Origin of the sequence: Gilliamella sp. CG22 (assembly GCF_046635725.1) — a bacterium.
Classification (GTDB): Bacteria; Pseudomonadota; Gammaproteobacteria; order Enterobacterales; family Orbaceae; genus Gilliamella; species Gilliamella apicola_I.
Window position 1 is genome coordinate 1 of record NZ_JBIDFK010000019.1, and the last position, 6,294, is coordinate 6,294.

Here is a 6,294-nt window from a genome sequence, read left to right on the forward strand (position 1 = left end):
ACCGGTGCGTCTGCTCAGAACTTATTTATCAAAGGGCAAGGCGGTGATATCAACTTAGAGATAAAAGACGACAAAGGAAATGGTGCAAAGAATATTCCTGTTAGGTTGATTCATACCTCTTCTTCAAGGCAAATTGTTTTTGCAACCAATAATGATGGTGTAGTTGAACTTAAAAATACCTTAAAAGGGCATCTGTATGACATGACGGTTGATACAGCAGATTTTGTTGCTGACTCAAGTAATAAAATCAAATATGCTTTATGGGATGCAACATTACCAGACAGTAAAAACGCCTACGTTAATAAAATTAGCTTTAATATGGCGGGTAAAAATCAAAAAGGGCAATTTAATGTTAAACCACGTAATGAATGGGGTATTGACGGAGTTGTCGCTATTGATCAAAATGGTGATGGGATCTATACAGTAGGCTCTGATACCGGTGCGATTGATATGAATGTCGAGCTTTACTATCCCGGCACGACAACCAAAGTACTAGGTACAGGAACAATAACTACAACTGATAATGGCCGTTATCGTTTTAGAGATCTAGCTGTTGCAAGTTATGACATAAAAGTAACCAATGTAAAAGCACCTTATATTCCACAGAATAAAACCGAACAAACTGTTAAAATAACTGATGCAATCGGTCAAACAAGTGGCCCGACATTTTTGTTAAATATTGATCCGAACGATACAACTTTAGCAGGTATATCAGGTTCGGTATTTGCATTAGGTTCAGAACAATTCCCTGAAGACGGCCCAGATGGGGGTAAAACAGGAAATACTCTACCTAAGGATGGTAGTACCTTTCTTAACACGCCAGTCAATCTTTATCAACATGATGGTAATAGTTGGATATTAATTGCTAAACAAACCACTAATAAAGCGGGGGCTTATAAATTTGGAGGACTAAGAGCGAATAAAGATTATAAAGTCGTTTTAGATGAATCTGGTATTGATACGACCAAATATTTCTTTATTGGCGATACAGATGGTAAATCAACCAGTACCTCATCTGAATCAAAAAGTACTCATAAAGGTAAAGTAAAACTCAGCAATGGTAAGCAAGACAAAATTGCTCCGAAAGAGATTATTATTCCCAATTTAAATGGCGGTACTAAGTCAAACCAAAACTTTTGGTATTCAATCATTGCACCAAGTCTATTAGCTGTAGAAAGTAGCTTACAGTCTACAAATAACCACGGAAACTGGGGTGGTATACAAAATGGTATTAGTGAATTAAGTACCGGACCTTATCTAGAGGTTGCTTTTTTTGAAGAAGATGGTGTCACGCCTGCGACCAAATTAGATGGGACACGTTTATATGCTAAATATCTAAAAGGTCCAGATGATTACTCGCGTGCTCAACGAGCTAGGATTAATTCTGATCATGGTGGAATTTATACTTACAAAATTATTGGATATGATTCAAATTATTTAGATATCCAAAGTGTTACACAAGAATATCGAGTAAGATCGGTTGCAAATAATGCAAGCGCTACCGAAAGATTGGGTGGTTTTTCTATTATATATTTTAGAGGTAAAACGCCTAACAGTATTTCGGGCTATGTTTACTTAAATAATAGCCATGTTGGTACCACCGGTAATTATGATCCTAAGTTAGATACGCCTATTAGATACACTCGTGTCGTTTTACAGCATAAACAAGTATCTACTGGCAATTGGGAACGTGATGATATTGCTGTTATGGGAACAAACAATGATGGTTGGTATAACTTTACCAAGTTACCTGATGGTGAATATCGAGTAGTTGTTCAATCTGCTTTCGGCGCTGGCAGTAATGCGGATAAAAATGCTATTGAATTAGAACGTAATGATCAAAACGATACTATTGTTAATGAAACTTCTAGCATTATTGTAAAAGTAAAAGGTGGTCAAAACTATACTAAAGATACTAATTTCTGGTTTAAATTAAAACAACGAGATTATATTGCTAAAGGTACAGTTTATTTAGATACTTACAGAGGAGACGGTATACTTACTGTAGGTGGGACGGCTGATGCCTTTGATAGACCATTGTTTGATGCGACAGTTTTATTATGTAAAGATAATAATGATTGTACTTCACGCTCAGGTAAGAGTGTATTAGCTTCACAAAAAACCGATAAAACAGGGCGTTATGAGTTCACTGGAAATGATGGACTGACGAGTGGGAAAGATTTTATCATTAAAGTTGTTCGCTCAGATACTGAGGCAGTAACAGATCCAAAACAAGGTCTTGCTCAGTTGCAAACGATTCGTTTTGATAAAATAGATTTACCTATTATCCATAACTTTTTAATGCAAGGTAAAAGTAATGCAATTACCTTTATTCCTATCAATGATTTAGATGGAAATGGTGAGTATGAAGGTAATGGTTCCAAAGAACAAGGTTATGGTAGATTTAAAGTTCTTTATTGGGATGGAAGTACTTACCAAGAATGGATGACTGGCGGAGATTTTTATCAGAATTTAATTCTTAACCGTTTACCAAAAGGTAAATATCGCATTATACATGATCCAGATAATACTAATTATAGTTATATTGATATTGCCGACAAAGATCCTGCTACAGCTGTAGGTATTTTTGACATAGAAGTCTTGGCCGATGGTACTTTAGCTAATAATGTTGAATCTAGTCAATATATTATGCAAGCATCAAAAGCATCTAAAGGAATATCAGGAAATCTTTACCTAGATATTACAGGTTCCAAAAAAATAGAAGATGCGGTTTTATTAACAAGTCAAGAGTTAATGAGATATAATAAAGATGCGCTTAGAGTAGAAGGCTTTTTTACGCCTCGTTTCTATAATGGATACAATAATGGAAATGTTAGCGCTATTTTAAATCAATCTGACTTTGTCGATAACAATGTAAAATATACGGGCGAATTTGTTTATAATGACACTAATTCACCTCGTGGTAATTTGTATTTAACTAATATAATTCTTAGATTACGTGGACTAGATTCACAACAATTTGAATTAGTTGCTAGTGGTAATGAACCTCAAGGCAAGCTTATTCCTAGTGAACTGAAAAAACCAGAGTTTTTACAAGTTGCCCCTATTCCATCTGCTGGTGCAACTGATCAGTATTGGATAGTAAAACTGAAACAACCTACCGAAATCAGTGGTCGACTTTATTTTGACTATGATGAGGATGGTAACTTCAATGCTAGTAAAAGTGATGTGCCACTTGCCGGAGTAACGGTTGAATTATATCGTGATGGAAAATTCTATGTTAAAACTAAAACCGATAAATCTGGTATTTACACTTTCCAAAATTTATTTAATGATACTTATACCATTAAAGTTACAGAAGAAGGCTTGGATGTAAGCGTTTATGAACTAAAATCAGAGTTTGATACTGTACCAAATATTAAAATTACATCACAAACACCAAAAGTATCAGGTGGTAATTTAGATTTCATCTATAAGAAAAATGGTGATGCAGCTATTGCAGGTTATGTAATGGTTGATATTAACAACAATGGTAGAACGGATATTAGTTTTGATAAAACAGGTGATCTTCCTGTATCGAATGTTAAGGTTAAATTATTTAAAAAATTGAATAATTCTCTTATTAACTATCTTGAAAGTACTACTAATGAGAAAGGCTATTATAGTTTCACTGGAATTGATCTTAATACGGACTACGTAGTTCAAGTTGTTCCTACAAGCAATTATGGCGTTATTTCAAATGCTAATCAAAAAGCTAGTGCAACTTTAGACACAATAACCTTTAAAGATATTGGACGAACTGTACAAAACCAATCCTTCCTATTAGCTGGTAGTTCAAACAGTTCACCGGCGGCAGGTATAAGCAGTAATCAAGCAATCAATAGTGGTATTGCGGGTAAAACTATTATTGACGGCACATCACCTGAATTACCAATTGATCATGTATTGATTGGCCTAGTTGATTCAAACGGAACAGAGATCGCTCGTCAATATACCAATGATAAAGGTGAATATCATTTCTATAACTTACCTTCCGGTAAGTACAGTATTAATGTTGTAACCTCGCCGGATGGTTATTCATTAGTTAAAAATAGTGAAGGTTCAACTCAACCAATCAGTACTTTATCCAATATTCAAATAACCAATACTGGTGTCTTTGGTAATAGTTTCTATTATAAAGAAGCAAGTGCTAACGGTATTCAAGGGAAAATCTTCGTCGATTATGCCGATAATAATAACGATTTAGATCCTACAAAGGCGTTTACCTATTTACTTGATAGTGCGATCTCGTATACCGTTGAATTGCATGACGGTTTAGATGGTACTGGTAAGTTATTAATGACCCAACAAACCGTGGATGGTGAGTATCAATTCCCTAATTTGATGTTTGGTAATAGTGCTAACTATTCTGTGGTGCTGAAATTAGGCGCTAATGCCGACCATGAGTTTAAACAAAGCTCAGCCGGTAACGATCCGAAACATATTGTTATTCCGGTTGCGAGTTTACCAAAACAAGGCTCACTGGATAATAATTATCTGTTGGTAGGAAAACAAAAAATCGATGGTGTCGTCTGGATTGATGAAAATGACAGCAAAGACAGACAGGATAACGAAGGGCGTAATGGCATCAATGTGACCCTTAATTATCAGGCACCGGGTGCAACGGATTATGTTGAACTTAAAAAAGTTGACACCAAAACGGTGAATGGCAAACAAGGTTACTATCAGTTTGAAAAATTACCGAAAGGTGGTAACTACCAAATTAAGGTTAGCACACCGGAAGGAACGGAATTAATTGCGGACAGTGTCATAGCCGGAAATAGCGATAACTTTGTGTTTAACCCGTTAACACAAAATGAGTTAGACAAAAATTCAGCGTATAAATATATTGCCATGATCAAAGGTCATGTCAGCATTGATATAGACAACAGCCGAACCCACTCAGCGATTGATGCGGATTTATCCGGTTTAGCATTAACTCTGACTAAAACGGGTAGCACAATTACGAAACAAGTGACCACTGACAGTAAAGGTAACTTTGAGGCGGGCAACGTATCGGAAGGCGATTGGATTATCACGGCAGACAGTTCGCAAAGTGTGGCTGACTGGGATGGTTACCAATTGAGCTATACGGATATAGGTCAAGGTGCAGTTAAAGCCGGATCACCTAACTTATCGCTAAAAGTGCATGTTGCTGATAATAAGTCATTAGTTAACGGAATAGAAATAGGTTATCACGGCAGTGCGGTTATCAAAGGTTATGTGGTGATCGATGCCGATAACGACGGAAAATACAGCGCAAATGATATTGCCTTTGGCGCATTAAGTACGCCAATTACGCCGAAACTGGTGTTAACATCGGCAAAATCAGGATTTGTGGAGCAGGAGATTAAGGTTGATGATCGAACCGGTCTGTTTGAAGTGTCAGGTTTAAGCCGACATGATTATGTGCTTAAAATTGATGATAACGCAATTGAGCGTTCCGGTTACAGACTGGTGTTCAGTCCGAACTCAATGTCAGCGAGCAATCAGGTGACGTTTAGTGTCAATAGTCCGAAAGATGACCAATTCTCAGCTGGTAACGTTGCTGAGCAACAAGCATTCGGCTTTAAAAGTGAGAATGTGTTAAAAGGGACTATTTATAAAGACTACTCAGGACAAGGAACGCATCAGACTTATCACACCGCTACCTTATCAGGGGTGAACGTTGTGGCGACAAACAGCCATGGCTTAACCTTAACGGTCGACAGTGACAGTAAGGGTGAATATGAAATTGCGAATATAGGTGAAGGCAGCTGGACGATAAGTGTAGAAGCACCGGCAAATTCAGGTTATGACTTCAGTTATGTGGCACAGAAAGTGGGCGGCGCGATTACATCCATTACCGGTAATGGTGTTGTTGTCGATATCGCCTCCCCATCCTCGTCGTCCACCAAAATCACCACGGTTGATTTCGGTCTGAAAGGACAGGCGAGCATTGAAGGTCAGGTCGTGATAGACGTGATTGCGGAAGATGGCGCGGTGATCAATGCACAGGATATCGGAATTGATACGTTATTTACGGATTACACGGTAGGATTATATGTAGATAATAATCTGGTGAAAGAGGTTAAAGCGGTCAGTACGGGTAGTGCAGAGCACGAGTTAGGCAACTATCAGTTTGACAACTTAGTCTCGGGTGTTGATTATCAGGTGAAAGTAAGTCGTCCGGGCACGGATTATGTTAGCAGCTTTATGTTAAGCGACATCAGTCACTCGGTAGTAATCAATAAGACTGACAGTGAAATGAGTGAAACTTATCAGTTTACGGGAGCAACAGATAAAGCGACAGGG

The 6,294-nt window shown here is 37.5% G+C and carries 1 protein-coding gene; it reads left to right on the forward strand.

Features of this window, described 5'->3' with window-relative positions:
* Window positions 1-6,294: SdrD B-like domain-containing protein (locus ACGH46_RS10880; protein ID WP_411605626.1), on the forward strand; the 6,294-nt coding region annotated here is incomplete at both ends.